This is a genomic window from Runella zeae DSM 19591 (assembly GCF_000423565.1).
GTDB lineage: Bacteria > Bacteroidota > Bacteroidia > Cytophagales > Spirosomataceae > Runella > Runella zeae.
Genome location: NZ_AUIF01000107.1, coordinates 1 through 1,060, shown reverse-complemented (window position 1 = coordinate 1,060; position 1,060 = coordinate 1). Strand labels below are relative to the sequence as shown.

Here is a 1,060-nt window from a genome sequence, read left to right as displayed (position 1 = left end):
TAATGAAATTTCCTCTCTTGTTGGAGGTTCAACTCTTTTGCACCACCCATAATATTTTTCATCAAAAGGCTTTTCATCAATCCCATAAGGCCACCCTTTTTTCTCACAAACTCTGATAAAACATTCTTTTGTTATTTCAATAGATTGTTTAAAAGGAGAAAAAAAGCGTAAATCTTTGTCCATCCACATATCTAAGCTATAATTTAGATCTTCTCGGTTCATTTTTTAAAGATTTAAGTAAATCAGCGTCATCATCAATAATCAAAACTTCTCATTGGTGTTTTAGTGGGGATATTAGCTACCCATAGCTACCAAAACAGTGATAAAATAGGTTTTTTATATGTGGTGTTACTCTTTCTTTTCTAAACTTGGAAAGTCTTGATGACTGCGATTAGTGGGATTTGTAAGTTTTTAGATTGTCCTTTCATCAATTTCTTTTCTTGAAGGTATTGAACAATACATTTTTTCAACCTTTTCTCATAGTCTTTTGGGTAATAGACAAAGCTATGCTCCAGCACTTGGAAACTATCATAAACCTACCTATGGAAGAAATCCCCAACAAAAAGTATATGATTATTTCACAGATTACGCTGAAGAGGAAGTATTTCCCTCCTCTTCCCGTACCCGCCAAAAATCTTCTCCCCAGTTACGGTAGAGTTGAGAAAGCTTATTTCCATTAAGATACAGTTCTTTAGGACGAATAGTGAATCCTCTTACAAATTCAAATATATTGTTTGCAATGAAGATAAATCGAGGGTGTAAATCTGTTCTTTCTAATAATATTTTATCTCGATTATCATCATTTATCCCAACCATAAACGATTGATTCATATCATTATCTCCAATTAATAACAATCCCATTTTCCAAATTTCATCTTCTTTGGGATATATATCCTCCATAATAGGCACAAGTTCATCTAGTTCAAAAAACTCTCCTACTAAGATATCTTCCTCATTGGGTTCATAACTAAATTTTCCGAAATCTCTTATATCGTCTAACCTATTATCATAAGAGTTGTTTTCTTGTTGATTACTAACAAGTTATCTTTTTCTTAAAGTC

Annotated in this window: 2 protein-coding genes; both read right to left on the bottom strand. The window is 32.3% G+C overall.

Annotated features, from left to right (window positions below; genetic code table 11):
• Positions 1-222, bottom strand: a 222-nt coding sequence (locus tag G563_RS35265) for a hypothetical protein (RefSeq protein WP_037327493.1), incomplete at its 3' end; no start/stop codon positions are given.
• Between the two features lie 363 nt (positions 223-585).
• Positions 586-900 (bottom strand): hypothetical protein, encoded by a 315-nt coding sequence (locus G563_RS0118420; RefSeq protein WP_028666587.1) that lies wholly within the window; start codon positions 898-900, stop codon positions 586-588.
• Between the last annotated feature and the right edge of the window lie 160 nt (positions 901-1,060).

Bases quoted from the DNA above. Each gene is read 5' to 3' on its own strand.
- G563_RS0118420 (WP_028666587.1), bottom strand. From the start codon at position 900: ATGGAGGATATATATCCCAAAGAAGATGAAATTTGGAAAATGGGATTG.